The organism is Mesorhizobium sp. 1B3 (genome assembly GCF_050958605.1).
Classification (GTDB): domain Bacteria; phylum Pseudomonadota; class Alphaproteobacteria; order Rhizobiales; family Rhizobiaceae.
The window spans coordinates 17,149-34,883 of sequence record NZ_JBJHDO010000001.1 but is presented as its reverse complement, the minus strand read 5'-3'; the positions used below and the strand labels follow the sequence as shown (position 1 = coordinate 34,883).

At 62.3% G+C, this 17,735-nt stretch carries 15 protein-coding genes; 3 read left to right on the top strand and 12 right to left on the bottom strand.

The annotated features are described in order from the left end of the window. Window positions 1-609 carry a transporter gene (locus ACCO56_RS00155; protein WP_433636476.1) on the top strand — a complete coding sequence of 203 codons (609 nt, stop codon included), beginning with the start codon at window positions 1-3 and terminating at the stop codon, window positions 607-609. On the opposite strand, the gene truA is transcribed toward ACCO56_RS00155, so the two are convergent. The 5 genes from truA to ACCO56_RS00130 form a co-directional block, all read right to left on the bottom strand. After that, window positions 594-1,346 carry a tRNA pseudouridine(38-40) synthase TruA gene (gene truA, locus ACCO56_RS00150; RefSeq protein ID WP_433636474.1) on the bottom strand — a complete coding sequence of 251 codons (753 nt, stop codon included), beginning with the start codon at window positions 1,344-1,346 and terminating at the stop codon, window positions 594-596. The two genes, ACCO56_RS00155 and truA, sit on opposite strands and share 16 nt — an antisense overlap. Before the next feature lie 851 nt (window positions 1,347-2,197). Next, entirely contained in the window at window positions 2,198-2,698 is a 501-nt protein-coding gene (locus ACCO56_RS00145; RefSeq protein WP_433636472.1) for a GNAT family N-acetyltransferase, read from the bottom strand. Next, window positions 2,695-3,630: a methionyl-tRNA formyltransferase gene (fmt, locus tag ACCO56_RS00140; RefSeq protein ID WP_433636471.1), complete on the bottom strand. Its 936-nt coding sequence runs from the start codon at window positions 3,628-3,630 to the stop codon at window positions 2,695-2,697. Before fmt ends, ACCO56_RS00145 begins: the two co-directional genes overlap by 4 nt. A 220-nt stretch (window positions 3,631-3,850) precedes the next feature. Next, a complete protein-coding gene (locus ACCO56_RS00135) occupies window positions 3,851-4,561 on the bottom strand; it encodes a response regulator (RefSeq protein ID WP_433636468.1) in 711 nt (236 codons plus the stop codon). Window positions 4,562-4,772: 211 nt separating this feature from the next. Then, window positions 4,773-8,429, bottom strand: a complete 3,657-nt coding sequence (locus tag ACCO56_RS00130) for a PAS-domain containing protein (RefSeq protein ID WP_433636466.1) — start codon at window positions 8,427-8,429, stop codon at window positions 4,773-4,775. A 430-nt stretch (window positions 8,430-8,859) separates the two neighbouring features. Between ACCO56_RS00130 and ACCO56_RS00125 the strand changes: the two genes are divergently transcribed. Next, on the top strand, window positions 8,860-9,051 hold the full coding sequence (locus ACCO56_RS00125; protein ID WP_433636464.1) for a DUF1127 domain-containing protein: 192 nt from the start codon (window positions 8,860-8,862) through the stop codon (window positions 9,049-9,051). Further along, entirely contained in the window at window positions 9,032-9,877 is an 846-nt protein-coding gene (locus tag ACCO56_RS00120) for an alpha/beta fold hydrolase (protein ID WP_433636461.1), read from the top strand. Before ACCO56_RS00125 ends, ACCO56_RS00120 begins: the two co-directional genes overlap by 20 nt. Before the next feature lie 56 nt (window positions 9,878-9,933). Here ACCO56_RS00120 and ACCO56_RS00115 read toward each other — a convergent pair whose 3' ends face one another. The 7 genes from ACCO56_RS00115 to ACCO56_RS00085 are packed head-to-tail and all read right to left on the bottom strand — an operon-like array spanning window position 9,934 to window position 17,446. Then, on the bottom strand, window positions 9,934-10,866 hold the full coding sequence (locus tag ACCO56_RS00115) for an NAD(P)H-dependent flavin oxidoreductase (RefSeq protein WP_433636460.1): 933 nt from the start codon (window positions 10,864-10,866) through the stop codon (window positions 9,934-9,936). Window positions 10,867-10,913: 47 nt separating this feature from the next. Continuing rightward, complete coding sequence (locus ACCO56_RS00110; protein ID WP_433636459.1) at window positions 10,914-12,083, bottom strand: ABC transporter substrate-binding protein; 1,170 nt, start codon at window positions 12,081-12,083, stop codon at window positions 10,914-10,916. A 42-nt stretch (window positions 12,084-12,125) separates the two neighbouring features. Further along, the gene (locus ACCO56_RS00105; RefSeq protein WP_433636458.1) at window positions 12,126-13,172 is read right to left on the bottom strand and encodes a branched-chain amino acid ABC transporter permease; all 1,047 of its coding nucleotides are present in this window, start codon (window positions 13,170-13,172) and stop codon (window positions 12,126-12,128) included. Next, window positions 13,172-14,044 carry a branched-chain amino acid ABC transporter permease gene (locus ACCO56_RS00100; RefSeq protein WP_433636457.1) on the bottom strand — a complete coding sequence of 291 codons (873 nt, stop codon included), beginning with the start codon at window positions 14,042-14,044 and terminating at the stop codon, window positions 13,172-13,174. The genes ACCO56_RS00105 and ACCO56_RS00100 overlap by 1 nt, the downstream gene beginning before the upstream one ends. Further along, entirely contained in the window at window positions 14,044-15,888 is a 1,845-nt protein-coding gene (locus ACCO56_RS00095) for an AMP-dependent synthetase/ligase (RefSeq protein ID WP_433636455.1), read from the bottom strand. Before ACCO56_RS00095 ends, ACCO56_RS00100 begins: the two co-directional genes overlap by 1 nt. Next, window positions 15,885-16,661, bottom strand: coding sequence for an ABC transporter ATP-binding protein (locus ACCO56_RS00090; protein WP_433636453.1), 777 nt, complete (start codon window positions 16,659-16,661; stop codon window positions 15,885-15,887). The genes ACCO56_RS00095 and ACCO56_RS00090 overlap by 4 nt, the downstream gene beginning before the upstream one ends. Further along, window positions 16,658-17,446 (bottom strand): ABC transporter ATP-binding protein, encoded by a 789-nt coding sequence (locus ACCO56_RS00085; protein WP_433636451.1) that lies wholly within the window; start codon window positions 17,444-17,446, stop codon window positions 16,658-16,660. The genes ACCO56_RS00090 and ACCO56_RS00085 overlap by 4 nt, the downstream gene beginning before the upstream one ends. Window positions 17,447-17,735 lie beyond the last annotated feature (289 nt).

Sequence of the window (17,735 nt, the reverse complement as noted above, 5' to 3'; positions counted from 1 at the left end):
ATGATCGCGGCGAATGAAATGCAGAACAGCCTGCTGGGCGCCTGGCGCTTGATGACAGGCAGGGCCGACGGCCTGAGACTGCTCGACCTGTCGGCGGACGGGTTCTGGAACTCCTTTTTCGCCATGGTCGTCGCATTGCCCCCTCTCTTCGTCAGCTGGACCAGCTTCGCCAACGAGATGAGCCCGGGCCCAGAAATGTTCGCCGAGCGCCTCGGCCTGATGCCGCGACTCGCCATAATCGATTTCTGCGCCTGGGTGGTTCCGCTGGCCGGACTGGCCGCCGTGGCGAAACCGGTGGGCATAGCCGGACGTTTCGTCCACTATGTCGTGGCCAGCAACTGGGCCTCCGCGATCATTGCATGGATGATGATGCCGCCCGCGCTGCTCAGGCTCATCTTTCCGACGGCCGGCGACGTCGCATCATTGATAAGCTTCGCGCTCTTCCTTCTCTCGATGCTGTTCAGCTGGCGGCTGACCAATGCCACGCTGAACAGGGGACCCGCCGTCGCGACCGCCGTCTTCGCGGCCATGTTCGTCGCCTCGGTGGTCGTGCTGCTTGCCTTGCAGTCGGCGCTCGGTCTCGCGACAGCCGGTCAGGTACCGGCGTAATCGACCGCGACGAGATAAAGACCTTGCGGCGGCGCGAGGCCGGCGCAGGCAGCGCGATCCCTCGCCTCGAGGGCGGCCTTGACATCGGCCGCCGTCCAGGCGCCCTCGCCGACGCGTTTCAGCGTCCCAACCATCGAGCGTACCTGGTTGTGGAGGAAGGAGCGCGCGGAGGCACGTATTTCGACGACCTCTCCCGAGCGCCCGACATCCAGCCGATCAAGCGTGCGCAATGGGCTGTTCGCCTGGCAATGGGAGGAGCGGAACGTCGTGAAGTCGTGTCGGCCGACGAGCGCCTGCGCGGCCTCGTGCATGGCTTCCGCATCCAGCGGCTTCGGAACCCACCAGGCCTTGTTCTTTTCCAGCGCGAGCGGGGCGCGCCGGTTCACGATCCGATAAAGATAGTGGCGGCCGCGCGCGGAAAAGCGAGCGTCGAAGCTTTCCACGGCCCGGCTCGCCACAAGTATGGCGACCCGCTCCCCGGCCATGGTCAGGTAGGCGTTCAGCGCATCGCGAACCTTGTCGGCCGACCAGTCCCTGGCGAGATCGACATGCGCCACCTGGCCGGTCGCATGGACGCCCGCGTCGGTACGCCCGGCGCCACGCAACGAAACCTCCTCGCCGCAAAAGCTCTTGATCGCCTGCTCGATCGCAGCCTGCACGGAATGATGGCCTGCCTGCCTCTGCCAGCCGGCATAAGGCGTCCCGTCATATTCGATGTCGAGGCGGTATCGCGGCATTTAGGACCTGCCATCAGCCGAGATTGTCATCCCGAATTTGACGACGCTGCGCTCTACGTTGCCCCCCTCTGCCCTGCCGGACATCTCCCCCTCAAGGGTACGAGATTCACACATCCGGCGGAGCTTTCTGGAGCGCCCCTCATCCGACCGCGCTTCGCGCGACCACCTTCTCCCACAAGGGGAGAAGGGGGAGTTTTGCAGAAGCGCTCCTGCCAATCGCCAGCGCTGGCGATTGGCAGGAGCGCTGCGGCCGTCTTGCCTTCTCCCCTTGTGGGAGAAGGTGGCCGACGAGCTTGTGACGCGGCCAGGCCGCGGCACAAGCGCCGGAGGTCGGATGAGGGGTGTTCCAGAGACCGCCGACGCCACATGAGGTGCGTGAATTTCGCAACCCACAAGGAGGGAGATTGGCCGTCGCGCATGTTCCCGCCAATCGTCGGCGTAACGGACGATGCGCTGGCGCCAAAGCTGCCAATCTCCCCGCTTGTGGGCTACGAGATTCACACATCCGGCGGAGCTTTCTGGAGCACCCCTCATCCCACCGCGCTTCGCGCGGCCACCTTCTCCCACAAGGGGAGAAGGAGGAGTTTTGCAGAAGCGCTCCTGCCAATCGCAAATGCTTGCGATTGGCAGGAGCGCTGCGGCCGTCTTGCCTTCTCCTCTTGTGGGAGAAGGTGGCCGACAAGCTTGTGACGCGGCCAAGCCGCGGCACAAGCGCCGGAGGTCGGATGAGGGGTGTTCCAGAGACCGCCGACAATACGTGAGATGTGTGAATGTCGTAGCCTTGTGGGGGAGATGTCCGGCAGGACAGAGGGGGGTGTAACGCATGTTCCAACCGATAAGAGATAAGGACTTCAGAGCCCGCTGAAGGGAGCGGGATAGACAAGCTTTCCCAGGAGCGGCGCGTCACCCCAGGCAACCGCCTGCAGGGCATCGCATTGGTAATCGCTTTCGAAATCCTTTGCCCGCTGGTGTTCATATCCGAACCGACCGTAATAAGAGGGCTCTCCGAGCACCACGGACAACGTCTCGCCGGCTGCCTGGAGACGGCGGTGGGCTTCCTCGACGAGGGCGCGACCCACACCCGTGCCCTGCTCTTCCGGCAGGACGGCGAGCGGCGCGAGGGCTACGCCGGTCAAGGCGGCACCGTCCTTCTCGACGCGCAGCCGGGAGAACAGGACATGGCCGACGATCTCTCCGTGGCGCTCTGCGACGAGCTCGAGCACCACATCGCCGGCCGCTACGAGCTCCTCGACCAGATCTGCCTCGTCCGCGCGACCGAAGGCGCGCTGCTCCACGTCCCGGATCGCCCCGCGATCGCGCTGCTCGGCCAGCCTCAACGTCAGACCGCTCATGCGAGCTTCCCTCCTTTTGCAAGCTTGGCGCCGCGCAGGAACTCCACCGCGCCGGCAGACTTTCCTCCCGCGCGCTGCACTTCGACCAACCGCACCGCACCCCTGCCGCATGCGACGGTCAGCCGATCGTCCAGGATCTCGCCAGCCAAGCCGGCGCCCTCAGCCAGTGACGAGCGCAGCAGCTTCAGCCGCTCCGTCCGGCCGGCAATCTCGAACTCGCACCAGGCACCGGGAGCTGGCGATAGGCCACGGATGCGATCGTGAACCGCCCCGGCCGTCAAGCTCCAGTCGATGCGGGTCTCGCTCTTGTCGATCTTCCGGGCATAGGTCGCACCTTCCTCGGGCTGGTATGTCAGCGGCAATGCTCCCGCCTCCAGCAGGTCGAGAGCCTGCGTCATCAGCTTCGCCCCCACGATCATCAGCACGTCGTGGAGTTCGCCGGCGGTCATATCCGGACCGATCGGCACTCGCTCGCTCATGGCGACAGGGCCGGTGTCGAGACCGACATCCATCTTCATGACCATCATGCCTGTCTCGGTATCACCGGCCATGATTGCGCGCTGGATGGGCGCGGCACCGCGCCAGCGCGGAAGCAGCGAAGCATGGCCGTTGAACGCGCCGAGCCTGGTGCCCTCGAGGACAGGCTTCGGCAGCAGCAGGCCATAGGCGACCACGACAGCGACATCGGCCCGCAAGGCCCGGAACGCCTCCTGTTCCGCCTCGCCCTTCAGCGAAACCGGCGTGCGTATTTCCAGGCCGAGTTTCTCGGCCTCGCGTTGCACCGGGGAAGGCGTCAGCTCCAGTCCCCGGCGACCGCCCGGCCGCGGCGGCTGTGTATAGACCGCCGCCACCTCATGACCGGCCTCGACGATGCTGAGCAATGTGGGGACGGAAAAATCCGGCGTTCCCATGAAGACTACGCGAAGGGGCATCCGATCCTATCCGCTTGTTTCTCCCACCGGATCCCGATGGAGTAGCGTCCCGCATGGCGGATTTACATGGCTCGGGTCAAGTCCAATGTCGAGCCGGCAGTCCTTTACAGCGCGTCGCGTGAAAAGGATTCACACGACGCGCTGTAGGTTCTTGATTTAGCGCATGTCTTTTCCCGAAACCGCTGCATACTTTCGGGAGACATGCTTTAGGATCTGCCCTTTAAGAATAGAGATAACCCACGCCGCGGATGGTCTTGATCACTTCCGGCTTGGAGGGGTCCGCCTCGATCTTCTTGCGCAACCTCGAAATGCGGATGTCGATGCTGCGGTCGAACGGGTCCCAACCGCGATCATGGGCGAGCTCGAGAAGTTGGTCGCGATTGAGAATGCGGCCGCGATGCTCGGCAAAAACCTTCAGGAGCCGAAATTCCATGGGAGTGATCGCGATCTCGACGCCTTCGGCACCGTAGAGCTTGTGGGCCTCGATATCGAAACGGCAATGACCGAATTGCACGAGGTGACGCGACAAAGCCTCGGCCTTGTGGTTATGCCGCTGCCGGCCGGAGGTGCGGCGCAGAACGGCCTTGATCCTGGCCAGGAGTTCGCGCAGGTCCACGGGTTTGGCGATGTAGTCGTCGGCGCCGATTTCCAATCCGACCACCCGGTCGACGACGCCCGCCGAACCCGTCAGCATGATGATGCCGACGTCGAAATGCTCGCGCAGGTACCGGGCCAGCGAAAGACCGTCCTCGCCGGGCATTCGCAGGTCGAGTATGACCACGTCCGGATGTCCTTCGGTCATAAGCTTGCGGAGCGCCGGTCCGCCATCGGCGGTCGTGACGTTGAATCCGCTGCGTTGCAGATACTCGGCGACGGTATCCCGGACGTCGGGCTCGTCGTCGCAAACAATAATATGTGCGTTGGCGGTCAAGGCTTTACCCGGACGATCCTGGAACCTCCGATCTCCTGCAAATCACGGCTTGGCGCCGTTCGAAGGACCCGGAGGTTGTTCGTTGCGTGGAGCCGTGCCCACACCAAGACACCGCCATGTGCCGCCGTCATGGCGAATGCAGGCCGGGCATACGCCCCGGACAAGAAACAAGATTCCTTGAAGCCGGCGGGCAAGTCAACAAGCGTTGCCATCAGGGGCCCCTCTGAACGACTCGGGAGGCAAAGGCCCGCAGATCGATCGGCTTCACCGGCTTCTCGATGTAGGGCCGCTTGGTCGTGCTCAAGAAACTGCGAGCGTCCGGGCTGATCGTGTCGCCGGTCAGGAAGGCGAGCTTGTCGAGCGCGCCAGGATGGAATTCGGAAATGTGCCTGAACAGGCGGCGTCCATCCATGTTGGGCATCTTCAGGTCGCTGAGGATCAGGGCGAAGGCGTTCTTCTCGAGCTGCGCCAGCGCCTCCTCGCCCGACCGGGCGATGGTCACCTCGAAACCGTCTCGGCTCAGCACGTCCGCTATCATGTCGCCGACCTCCCTCTCGTCGTCAACGACCAGACAGGTAAGCCCTCTGGAGGCGGTAGGCACGGGCTTCGCCGCCTCGCCCGGAGCTTCGAGCCGGTCGGAAGCGGGCAGCGAGACGATGAAAGTCGATCCTCCCCCTTGGGATGTCTCGACCTTGATCGTGCCGCGATGGGACTGCACGATTCGGTGGCAGAACGACAGTCCAATCCCGGTCCCGGCACCGACGTCCTTGGTGGTGAAGAAGGGCTCGAAGATGCGCGGCAGGATTTCCCTTGGGATTCCCGGGCCGGTATCGGCAATCTTCACGACAATGCTGCCGGTCTTGGCGCGTCGCTTGGTGGACACGATTATCTTCCTGCGACCATCCCAGTCGTGCAAGGCCTGCTCGGCATTGACCAGGAGATTGATCAGCACCTGGCTGAGTTGATCCGGATCGGCCCAGATCGGCGGAAGGCCCGGCTGAAGCCTGAGCACGAGGTCGATGTCCGATGACCTGATGGCGTAACCGGCCACCTCCACGGCGGCGGCAACCACATCATCGATGGCCACGTTGGAGGTGCGCGCAGGCTGCTGCCTGGCCATGGCCAGGAACGTCTTGACGATCCGCGCGCAACGTTCGGCTGCCCGGCAGATGCGGTCGGCGCGCTCGGCGACGGCCGGATCGACGACCGTCTCCTTCATCATCAGGGATAGTCCGAGAACGACGGAGAGCGGGTTGTTCAGTTCGTGGGCGACCCCGGCCAGGAGCCCTCCCAACGCCGACATCTTTTCATTCTGGTGCAACGTCTCGCGCTGGCGCTCCAGTTCCTGCTGCATCTCGATGCGATCGGTGAGGTCGTAGGTATGGGAGACGATGACCTTCTCACCCTGGAAGTCGATGAGGCGCGACGATATCGAGCACCAGCAGGGCTGGCCGTCCCTCCGCCAGAGCTGCGTCTCGAAATCGTCGACCCACCCTTCCCTCAACAACCGCTCGACATAGCGACTGCGGTCCGCGGGATCGACATAGTGATCGACCGCATGGGGAGCATCGCCGAGCAACGCGGCGGTAGCCGGGCTGCGATAAAGCAGCTTTCCATCTCGGGCTCGGGTCATCTGGATGTTAACGGGGCAGGCCTCCAGCACCTTGCGGACGAGTTCGTCAGCCTCCTTGGCGGCGAGTTCGGCACGCTTCCGCTGGGTGATATCGACTCTGGTAACAACGAACCCACCTTCTCGTGTCGGGCAGTTGGACACGAAGAACCAGCCGCCGTCCGTGTGCTGGAATTCCTGTTGGCGAAACTCCCTGCGGTCTCTTGCGCGCTCGGCAAGCCATTCGTCGATCTTGTCCCGCGGCACCCGAAACTGGTTACGTTCGGCCGTCACGCGCAGAAAGTCGAACCAGTTTACGCCCGGCACCAGAACGTCGGCGCAGATCGAATGCATCTTCCGGTACTGGCTGTTGGCCATGACAAGGCAGTCGTTGCGATCGTAAAGCGCGAAACCTTCGGCGAGCGATTCGATCGCGTCGATCAACCGGTCGTTCGCCTGCCTCGTCTGCTCCTGGGCGACGATCATGTCGGTGATGTCCGAGGTATTGGACACGATCACCTGGCGGCCCTGAAAATCGATCAGCCGCGCCGAGATCGATCCCCAGAATATGTTGTCGTCGCCGTCATATTGCCGGACGCGGAAATCGTCGATCGCCCCTTTTTCCTGCAGGACCCTGACCAGTGTTTCCCGATCGCCGGGGTCGACGTAGTAATCCGTAAGCCGGGGCCGATCCCCGTAGAGCTTCCTGCTGGCCGGATTGCGATAGAGCGTCTCGCCCTCGATGGTCGACATACGGGTTGGCGACGGGCAGGCATCCAGCACCTTCTGCATCAGCGTCGTGGCCATGCGATCGGCGGCCTCGGCCTTCTTGCTCTCGCTGATATCGGCCCGCGTCACGACGAAGCCGCCGAGATCTGTCGGATGGATGGACACCGAATGCCATCGGCCATCGCCGAGGTCGGCTTCGTAGCGGCCACGGAAGCCGGTTCGATCCGGCTGCAGCCGTTCTTGCAGCCAGGCCTCCTCCTGCCCGACCGCATCGACATAGACACCCCGTCGGACCGACTCCCGCAGCAACTCGGACCATTCGACGCCGGGCTTTATGAGATGCTGCACCGGCTGGTTCATCTCGCGGTAGAGACTGTTGCACATGACCATACGGCGATCTTCGTCGAAGAGCGCAAAGCCTTCCGACAACGACTCTATCGCGTCGGCAAGCATTGCCCGGGCCAGCATCACCTCCCCGTCCCGCTTCTTCTGCCGGGTGACGTCCGCAATGCCGGACAGGACCACTGGCCGCCCGTGATACTCGACCATTCTCAGATTGCCGGTCGCCCAGAATTCCTGGCCGTCCGCTCGGCGCAGCAACGCCTCGCAATTTTCGACCGCCCCATTGGCCACGAGTTCGCGGCTGATCTCCAGATATTGTTCGTGATCGACGAAACGCTCCGCCAGCCACTGCGTGGTGTGACGGCCGTTCTCGTCCCATCCAAGGAGGCGCTCGGCCACGCTGCTGAGATAGATCACCTCCCCGGTGACGGCATCGTTCATCCAGACGGCCAGCGGATGATTCTTGATCAGGAACCCCAACAAGTCCTCGCGCTGCTTGCGCTCGGTGATGTCCAGCACGCCGATGACAAGCGAAGGCCGTCCGCCATAGGCGCCGCGTCGGCAATTCGTCGAGCACCAAGCCACCGCACCGTCGCTGCGCCGGAGCTCGATCTCGTGGTCGCGAACGATGCGGTTTCTGGCGACCAAGCCGCGCATCTCATGGAACCCATCGGGATTCACATAGTGGTCCGTAATGTACTGGGGTGTGCTTTCCTGCCATTCGCGGCCGAGGAGGTTGGACGCGTCGAGACTCTCGTACAGGATTTCACCGCTCTCCTCGTCGACGACCCATACAGGCAGAGGATGGCTGTCCGTGATGCAGCGGAAGATTTCCGCCTTCTCGGCATAGGCAAGCTGGGCGCGCTTCATGTCCGTGATGTCGACGCTCACAAGCGCGGTCTCGCCGTTCGCACTGGGATGCACGGTCAGCAGTTTCCAACGACCTTCCAGCGTCTGTGCCTCCACCGGCTGCCTGTCGGCACTTTTCCAGCGCGTCGTCGCAGCTGCGAGGAACTCCTCGCTCTCCTCTACCGGCTGACCGTCGAAGCTCCTCAGCCCGGAGAACATTTCGGCGATGGAGCCGTGATTGCCGGATCGCCTTCGCCGACGTCGCGCAGGCCCGAAGATCTCCGGATTGGAAGCGACGAGATGCCCGTCGCCATCGAAAAGCGCATAGCCCGTGCGCATGTTCAGTCACTCGCAGCAAGGACCCAAAGGCGATCCTGCATTTCGGCAGGATTTCGGCAGCCCGTGTTCGGTTTTTCAGAAGCGCTCGTATCGAGCCTAGACTTTCCTACGCAGAGACGATGCTCTTGCCCCAAGCCCGCTCTCTGACGGGCGAGAGAATGCTCGGCATGGCAATCGCCACAGCTGCAACTGCAAAATGCCGAAAGCAAACCCCTCAACCAAGTTCAATCTCCGACAATCACGCTCTTTTCACGTAAATAGTGTCATAATCTCTACGACGATGTCAAATTCACAGAGTCAAATATCTGATCTTCTCCAGCGTGATACAAATGAAACCTTTCAACCTAACTTCAGAAAAACTTGTGAAACACGGGCCGATTAGACCGTTGGATGCCGCCAACTGGGCGGATTCCACCAAAGGAGCACTGCAATGTCTACCGGACCACTGGCCGCTGCCTATCGCGCATTCCGTAGTCACAGAGCGCGCCGGCATGGAATGAAGCTCCTCGCGGAGCTTGACGATCATATCCTCAAGGACATCGGACTGAGCCGCTGCGTCGGCTCCGTCTATATCGGCGCGGCCGACGAGCGGAGGCACAATCATGACCTTCATAGATCTTGACCGGGCCATACGTGGCCCGGTTGCTACCGATGCTCGCAAACCCGTCCTCGCCCTGCACGCCGCAGCGAGCTCTGGTGAACAATGGCAAGGTCTTACCGACTATCTTCGCGGTCGCTACAAGGTGATCGCGCCCGACCTCCCCGGCTATGGAAAGGCCCGCCTGTTGCAATCGCGCTCCCCCAGGGACACCGCCGAACAACTCGCGCATGCCGTCGCTCACGATGCGCCGCTTCATATCGTCGGCCATTCCCTCGGCGCCGCGATAGGCCTGGAACTCGCGACTTCGCACCCTCATCTCGTGCGCAGCCTGACTTTGATCGAGCCGATGCTCTTTCACCTTCTGCGCGACGGCGTGTCTTCCGACCGCGCGCTTCATGGCGAACTCGTCAGGCTGGCAGACCGGATGCTGACGGCGGTCGCGGCGAACGACAATGCCATCGGGATGCAGGCATATATCGACTTCTGGTATGGGGTGGGCGCGTGGCGCCGGACTGGCGAGGCTCTCAAAGAGCGTCTGGCGCGGCTGACGTTACGGGTCGCCTCGGACCTGACGGCCTCGCTCGCAGCGGCCGGAAGTGCAAGCGTGTATCGTGAGCTTCGCTGCCCCACGCTTCTCGTGAAGGGGCTTCAAAGTCCTGTCGCCAGCCTTCGGGTCACCGAAATGGCGGCCCAGGCGATCCCGCACGCACGGCTCATGATGATAGCGGACGCGGGGCACATGGCCCCTCTCACAGATCCGCATATCATAGACCCCTTGATCGGCCGACATCTGTCGTCGGTCGAAACGTTCGGCAGCAGCCGAGCTTTCCTGTATCGTGCGGCCTGAGGACGGGCCGCATCGATCGAGCATCGGCGAGCGCCAACGCGATGAGGGTCAGGTTTTCATCCCCGATTCGCCAAAAGCAGGGCTGCGGACCCGAACTCTGCGGCCAGCCGGTCAATCAGGCCAGCGACGTTCGGCAGATCGTCAATGGCTCCGACGCCCTGGCCGGCGGCCCAGAGGTCCCGCCAGGCTTTCGCATCCGTGGTTCCGAAATCGAGCTTGTCCGGCGGCGTCAGGTCATCGGGGTCGCGACCATACGCCGTCAGGCTGGCACGAAGGAAATTGCCGGGGATGCCGCTGACGGCCGGCGTGTAGACGATGTCGGCGGCCTTAGCCTCGAGCAGCATCTGTCGCTGGCGCTCGACGGCCATGCTTTCGGCCGTCGCCATGAACCGGGTGCCCATATAGACCATGTCGGCCCCCATCAGGCGCGCGGCCGCCACCTGTCGTCCCGTCGATATCGCACCGCCGAGAACAAGCACGCCATCGAAGATCTGGCGGATTTCATGCAACGCAGCGAAGGGGCTGATGAGACCGGCGTGCCCCCCGGCTCCATAGGATACCGCGATCAGGCCGTCCACGCCTGCTTCCGCCGCCTTGGCGGCAAATTTGAGGCTGGTGACGTCGTGAAACACCAGGCCGCCATATGCATGGACGGCCGATATCAAGTCGCGGTTCAGCCCAAGCGATGTGACGACGAGCGGCACCCGCTTTTCCACGGTGATGGCGAGGTCCGTGTCCAGTCGCGGATTGCTTCTGTGCACGACGAGATTGACCCCGAAGGGCGCAGCCTCCGGCATCAACCGGCTGGCGATCTCGTCGAGCCAGTCGCGGTACCCTTCACTGGTGCGCTGGTTGAGCGCGGGAAATGTTCCCACGACCCCGGCGTTGCAGGCCTCCACGACAAGGTCCGTCCCCGAAATCAGGAACATCGGCGCAGAAATGACCGGCACGCGCAGCCGATCGGTCCAGGTTGGCGGGATAGCCATCATTCCCTCCGGTGAAGCGGAAAGGCCCGCCGCCGGCGGGCCTTTCTCGGTCAGTAATCGACGAAGTCGGTGAGTGCCTTGAACGTCTTGTCCGCGGCATTGAGCTGGTAGATCGCCAAGGCGGTGCCGGAGAGCTGCTGCTCGTTGTCGAAGCTCAGCGGCGCGCTGATCCCGCCGGTGTCGAAGTTCTTCAGGCCGCGCAGCTTCTCGACCGTGCATGCGCGCGTCAGTTCCTTGCCGCATTGGGACATAGCCTCGGCAAGCGCCTTGAGGCCGATATAGGTCACATAAGTGTAGCGGTTCATCGCCGCTATCTCCTCCGCGGAGGCATATTTCTTGGCTTTCTCCATGAAGGACTCGATCGCCGGTCCGCTCAGCGCCACATAGTCGGCAACGAGGAAATCGTAGCCCGCCGGAGCGGTGAGATTGACCGAAGGCGGCATGTCTTCGCTCCAGACGGAGGCCACCTGCACGTCCATGCCCAGCTTGCGCGCCTCGCCCAGTATGTTGGCCGCCCCCGCGATGATGCCGCCATTGGCAAGCACGTTGACGCCCGCCTGCTTCATCTGAGCCACTTCGGCGGCGAAGTTCGCCGTTCCCTTCTTGAAGCGGATGCGCGCAGCATCCTTGACGCCGAATTCCTTGATCGCGCGGTCATAGCCGTGTTCGACCGCCACGCCGAAATCGTCGTCCTGCCGGATCAAGCCGTAGACGGGCTCAGCTGGCGCCATTTTCTCGTGAATATATTTCAGCTGCCCATAAAAGGCGTCGGAATAGGAGGCGCCGATCGTGAATACGGAAGGCCTGACCGGGTCGTACACGAGTTCGTTCGGCGCGGTGGTGACGACCGTCGGCAGGTTGTTTTCCTCGATCAGCGGCATCATGGCAAGAACGTTGGCGGTGCCGGACGTGCCGTTGAGCGCGAAGATGCCGTCGACCTCGATCAACTTCGTCAACGCCTGGAATGATCGCGACGGGATGTAGCCGTCGTCCTCCGTGACGATGGTGATCTTGCGTCCGTGGATTCCGCCTGCCTCGTTGATTTCGCCAGCGGCAATCTTGGACCCGACGGAGACGGCCCGGCCGATGAAAGAGGCAGGTCCCGTCATGATGTTGACATCGCCGATCTTGATCTCGGTATCGGTGACGCCGGGATCACCGGCGAGCGACGCCGTGGTAGCAAACAGAAACGCGCTGAGCGCGAGCAGTCCGGTCTTCATAGTCTCCTCCACAATTTTGCTCCCTGTCCGGTTATCGGCCGGCTAATAGGCGAGCGGCCATCTGCTCCAGTATTTACGAATGTCCCGCCAGATCCCGATCAGTCCTTCGGGCTGCAGGCGCAGGAATATGATGATGACGATGCCGTAGGTGATGCCGCGTATTTCGTAGACATAGCTCGTGTAAAAGCTCGAGCTCGTGTCGGCGAACGCCTCGAAGAAGAGCCGGATGGCCTCGGGCAGCAGCGACAGGAATATCGCGCCGAGAATTGCTCCGGCGATCGAGCCGAGCCCGCCGAGAATGATGATCGCAAGCGCCTCGATCGAGAGGATCAGAGCGAAGACGTCGATGTTGATGAAGCGAATCTGCAGCGAGATCAACGCGCCGGCGATACCGACGATGAAGGAGCTCACCATGAAGGCGAGCAGTTTGTAGCGCACCAGATCGACGCCCATGACCCGCGCGGCGATATCGTGGTCGCGGATCGCCATCCATGCCCGCCCCACGCGAGAACGCTGGATATTCAGCGCCGCGAACACGACGATCACGGTGATCCCGAAGGTCATGTAGTAGAGAGGCATGCCCCGCTGGAGATCGATGCCGAGCACCTTTGCGCCGGAGACGAAAATGCCGTTCGGGCCGTGCGTGAGCCCCTCCGCGTAGAGGATCACATGATTGATGATGAAGGCGAAGGCGAGAGTCGTGATGGCGAGATAGAGCCCCTTGAGACGCAGTGACGGCACGCCGACGAGGATGCTGATGAGAGCCGCGGCAACGCCTCCCGCGGGCAGCGAAAGCCATACCGGCCAACCGAAATCCATCATCAGGATGGCGTTGGTATAGGCGCCGACCGCGAGAAAACCTGCCTGGCCGAGCGAGATCAGCCCGGTCGTGCCCGTGAGCATGTTCAGCCCGACCGCGCCGATGACCGCGATCAGAGCGGAAACGAGCAGCGTGAGCTGATAGTTGCCGAGCATCAGCGGCGCCAGGAGCGCGAGTGCGAACAGCAAGCCGACGAAGGCCCACACCACCTTGCTGTCGCTCAGAGCGATGAGCTCGCCGGTCCTCTCCTTGAAATGACCCGTACGCATCAGACCCGCTCGATATCCTTGCTGCCGAACAGTCCGTAAGGTCGGACCATCAGGACGATGATGATGACGATGAAACCCGAGATTTCGCGGAGGCCCTGGCCGACATAACCCTGGAACAGGTTCTCGATCATGCCGATGATGAGGCCGGCCATCGCCGAGCCGATCACAGAATCGAGCCCGCCCAGGATGACGGCCGGGAAAGACTTCAATCCCTGGAACCAGAGATCCGGCGCAAGCTTGAAGTTCGCCGCGAAGAGAACGCCCGCAACCGAGGCGATGGCCGCCGAAAGCATCCAGGCCACGGCGTGAATCCGGCTGACGCTGATACCCATGAGAAGAGCGGCGGTTTCGTTGGCTGCGACGGCGCGCATGGCTATGCCCATCCGGCTGAAACGGAGGAACGCCCAGCCTGCAGCGGTCAAAACCACGAGAGCCCCGATCAGGTAGAGCTGCGCGGGATAAAAAGGAATGGAGCCGATATAGACCACATCCACCGGGATGCCCGCCGTGAAATTGAACGGATCGGGTCCCCAGATCATGATCGTAATGCCGCGAAGGATGACCGCCAGTCCTACTGTGACCATGACGATCGCGAAGATGGGTTCGCCGAGCATGGGCCGGATGAAGAGCCGCTCCAGCACGAGGCCGATCACCATGGAGATCGGGATCGTCACGATGATCAGCGGGAAGAAGGAGAGCTCGAAGGTCGAGTAGAGCGTAAAGGAAATATAGGCGGTGAGCATCACGAGCTCGCCCTGGGCGAAATTCACCACGCCGGTCGACTTGAAAATGATGGCGAAGCCCATCGCTATCAGGCCGTAGGCGGCGCCCGAGACCAGTCCGGTCGAAATGAGCAGAAGCAGGAAGTCCATCAGGCCGCATCCCCGTAGATCGACTGGATTTCGGTGTGGAACTTTTCCTCGATGATCCTGCGACGCACCTTCATCGTGGCTGTCAGCTCGCCGTCGTCATGGTCGAGCTCCTTGCTCAGGATCGCAAACTTGCGCACGTTTTCGACACGCGCGAAGCGGTCGTTCACCCGCTTTACCTCCCCGGAAATGAGTTCGCGGACCTTCTCGTTCTGCGCCAATGTCCGGTAGGTGGTGTATTGGAGGTTCTGTTCCTGGGCCCATTTCCCGGTCGTCTCGAGATCGATCTGGATGAGAGCCGACAGGAAGTTGCGTCCGTCGCCGAGGAGGATGGCCTCGCGGATATAGGGCGAATCCTTCAGCGCGTTCTCGATCAGCGAAGGCGTGATGTTCTTGCCGCCGGAGGTTATGAGGATGTCCTTCTTGCGGTCGAGGACATGGGCCTCACCACTTGCTTCCACCTCGACGATGTCGCCGGTATGGAGCCAGCCATCGCTGAAGGCGCGAGCAGTCGCCGCCTCGTCGAAGAGATATCCCTTGAAGATGCTCGGGCCGCGCAACAGCAGCTCTCCATCCGGAGCATCCTTCTGTTCCACCCCGGCGATCAATGGCCCCGATCGGCCGAGTGTCGTCGCCCCCGGGCGTTGGGTGTGCGAAACCCCAGCGCTCTCTGTCATGCCGTAGATCTGGTAGACCGGCACCCCGAGGATCCAGAAGAAGAGCAGCACCTCCGGCGACACGGTCGCGCCGCCGCAGAAGCCCGCTCGCACACGATCGATGCCAAGATAGGTCCGCAAGCTGCGGAAACAGATCAGGGATAGAAGCATGAACAGAAGACGGTCGCCTGCCCCGGCAAGGCTTCCACCATTGGCCAGCCGCCGCTCCGCGATCGGGCGGCCGCGCTTCATGCAGGCTTCGTAGACGCGGCGCTGGAAAAGCGTCGTGTCTTTCACCCTGTAGAGCACGCTCTGCTGCATCTTTTCCCAGATGCGCGGGACGCCGAGGAAGCCCTTCGGCGCGATCTCGCGAAGATTGACGACCACGGTATCCACGGATTCCGCAAACGAGACGGTGCAACCGGTCACCAGTTGCATAACGGTGGAAAAGCTCCGCTCGGCCACGTGGCAGAGCGGCAGGTAGCAGAGAACCGAATAGGTCTCGCGACTGAGCCCATGAATATCCACGACCTGCGCGGCCGAGTGCAGCATGTTGCGATGCGTCAGCATCGCTCCCTTCGGCATACCGGTGGTGCCGGAGGTATAGACGACGATCGCGACGTCGTCGGCGCTTCCCTCGGCAAGCTGGGCGTCGATCAAGGGTCCGAATTCGGTTTCCTTGCTGCGGCCGAGTTCGAGCAAGTCCTCGAAAGACATGAGGCCCGGCTCGCGATACTGGCGCATGCCTTTCATGTCGACACAGACGATATGCGCGAGGTCGGGAAGGCCGCCATCATGCAGACGGGCCTCGAGAACCTTGTCGGTCTGCTCCTGGTCTCCGCACACGACGATCTTCGCGCGGGAATGACGCACTATGTATTGCAGTTCCGGCCAAGGATTTGTGGGATAGATCCCCAGGCAGGCCCCGCCGGCCATCTGCGCTCCGAGATCCGAGAAGAGCCATTGCGGGCTGTCGTCACCGGCAACGGCGATGCGGTCGCCGGGACGAAAACCGAGGGCATAAAGCCCGATGGCGGTCAGCCGCGCGTTCTGGAAATAGTCGCTCCAGGTAAAGCGGCGCCAGAGCCCTCTTTGCTTCTCGCGCAGCGCCAGCTCCGCGCCTTGCGTGTCGGCGCGGCGCTTCAGCACCTGCGGCATGGTGACGTTCGAGAAATCGAGTGCCCCGGTCATGCCGCGCTCCTCTTGACGCCGAGATAGGCGTCGATGACGGCAGGGTTCGAGGCAACTTCGGCCGGCGTGCCCTCGGCAATCTTGCGGCCGTAGTTCACGACGCAGACATGGTCGGAGATGTCCATGACGATACCCATGTCGTGCTCGACCATGAACACCGTCATGCCGAGTTCGTCTTTGAGGTCGAGGATGAAGCGGGCGATATCCTCGCGCTCCTCCTGGTTCATTCCCGACACCATCTCGTCGAGCAGCAGCAGCTTCGGCTCGACGGCAAGCGCGCGGCCCAATTCGACGCGCTTCTGCTGCCCGTAGGACAGCGTGCCGACCGGATGATCGCGAATGTCCTCGATCTCGAGGAAGTCGATGATTTCCTCGACACGGTCTCGGGCGTGAATCTCCTCGCGGCGCGTCCGCCCCCAGAAGAACGCGGCCGAGATCGGATCCGATTTCAGATGGGAATGCATGCCGACGAGCAGATTATTGACGACCGTCTCGTGCTTGAACACCGCCAGGTTCTGAAACGTCCTGGCCATACCGAGGCGGGCCAGCACATGGGTCGGAAGCCGCGTCAAATCCTGCCCCTGAAAGAGGATCCGACCGCTGCTGGGCCGGAAGACGGCGCTGATCAGGTTGAAAAGCGTGGTTTTGCCCGCGCCGTTGGGTCCGATCAGGCTGTATATCTGCCCTTCTTCGACAGCCAGGCTGACATCGTTGACGGCCACCAAACCGCCGAAGCGCTTGGTGACACCCTGCAGTTCGAGAAAGCCGGTCACGACAGCCACCTCTTGCGACGCTTGTAATGCTTCACGTCGCGCATGCTCTTGCGCTCGCCGCCGGAGAAGCCGAGGTAGAACTCCTGCACGTCGTCATTGGCGCGCAGTTTCTCGGCCGAGCCGTCGAGAACGATGCGGCCGTTTTCGATGATGTACCCGTAGGAGGCGGTCTGAAGCGCCAACTGCGCGTTCTGTTCGACAAGCAGCACCGTCAGCGCGCTTTCATTGTTCAGCCCTATGATCGCTTCGAAGATCGTGTCGACGATCTGAGGCGCCAGCCCCAGCGATGGTTCATCGAGCATGATCAGCCTGGGCTTGCCCATCAGCGCGCGGCCGATCGCCACCATCTGCTGCTCGCCGCCGGAGAGATAGCCGGAGATCTGGCTGCGCCGCTCCTTCACCCTGGGGAACATCTGGTAGACACGCTCGAGCCCTTCCCCCGACTCGGCGCGGCTGCGCGTGAAACCACCCATCAGCAGGTTTTCCTCGACCGTCAGCGTCGCGAAAAGCGCCCTGCCTTCCGGCACCTGCAGGACGCCTTTCTCGACAATCCCCCGCGGCGTCTCGCCGGAGATCTGTTTCCCTTCGAGTTGAATCGACCCGCTGACGATCTCGCCGTCCTCCTGATAAAGGACGCCTGAGATCGCCTTGAGGATCGTCGACTTTCCCGCGCCGTTGGAACCGAGCAACGCCACGATCTTGCCGGCAGGCACTTCGAGAGAAACGTCCCGGACGGCCTCGATTGCTCGGTCGTAGAGTATTTGCACGTTGTTCAGCGCGAGCATGGCCGATTGCCGAGACATAAATGAATTACGCTTATCAACGACCTGCCTCCACTTCGATGGAAGGTCGTCAAAACCTCATGGTCAGCTCCCTGGGGTGCGCCAAAGACAGATAAAGCCAAGGAAAAACTGTGAGATAACGGCACTTCCGCTGCCACTGCGCCCCCTCCCGGTGTAGCCGCTCGCGCTGTTTTCTGCTCTTGCGCTTAGCGAAGAAATGATGAATTGTATTCATTAAGGGCAGGCTTTCATCGTTTGTCAATCTGCAATTCGCAATTTTTCGGAGGGGTGA